General features: G+C 44.3%; 1 protein-coding gene. It reads right to left on the reverse strand.

What is annotated here, in order from left to right; translation table 11 throughout:
• Positions 1 to 199: 199 nt before the first annotated feature.
• Complete coding sequence (locus MD588_RS25870; RefSeq protein ID WP_265700830.1) at positions 200 to 619, reverse strand: hypothetical protein; 420 nt, start codon at positions 617 to 619, stop codon at positions 200 to 202.
• Between the last annotated feature and the right edge of the window lie 326 nt (positions 620 to 945).

The raw sequence follows: 945 nt of genomic DNA on the forward strand, positions 1-945 counted from the left end.
CACTTAGAGTTATTGCTTATTCGTATCCTGTTCATCTTGATTCGCAATACCAGTACCAAAATTTTCAGCTGTCTGCTCATTGCCATCTCTGCCAAGGGCCTGGAATATTAGACTAGGAAACAGGAAGCCACTGTCAGCAATTATAGGACAAAGGGATCAGACTCCGATCCCTTTGTCACTTTGCCAGCCCCTTGGTCGATTAACTGTCAGTGGCAACCTTTTGCTTAATGCTGCCTTTAACCGGGCGGGCAAGCAATGTTCGTCTGATCAGAGCAATTGAAAAACGCTCATTGCTATTCCAGGGCAACAGTGAAACAAGACGTGCCATGGCGCAGTATCCAAAGAGGACTTGAGCCCAAGTGCCTATTGCCGGGATCCAATATATCCAACCAAGCCCCTCGATCTGTGCCAACAACAGCAGCGACAAGTACCAGAATCGAACCTGTATTGGAAATGCGGTAACACTTCGTTTGCTGATGACAAAGTGGAGCAGATGAACGACGGTCAGGCCTATAGCAAACACAAACCCCATCGGGTCGTCGATTACTCCGTAGCTAAGCAGTACAGCCGTTATCAGCCAGTATCTCCAGCCAGTATCATTTAGCTCTATCATGAACATCTGTCACTTCTCCATTTATTCTCTGTAAATTAGGTTTTCCTTATATAGTCGAATGCTACATTAGCTTTATCTAATTAACAACTAGGTATTGTCACTTTTATCTGAATGGCTGTTTTTAAGTGGATAAAGGGGGCTGGTGCCAGGCATCATTGAATCGTAATCATCATTTTTGCATTTTTTTATTGAATTTCACTAAGGCTGCAATGCTCAGTGTTTCCCGTTAGCAAGCGTCTTTATGCGTATCACAAAGCCAGTTGCAAGTGGGGGACTGCGCAGTTTGAGATACCATTCTTTATCCGAAATGCCCAAGTTAGAGCTTAAGAGCT

This window comes from Photobacterium obscurum, from assembly GCF_026191635.1.
In the GTDB taxonomy this organism is placed as follows: domain Bacteria; phylum Pseudomonadota; class Gammaproteobacteria; order Enterobacterales; family Vibrionaceae; genus Photobacterium; species Photobacterium obscurum.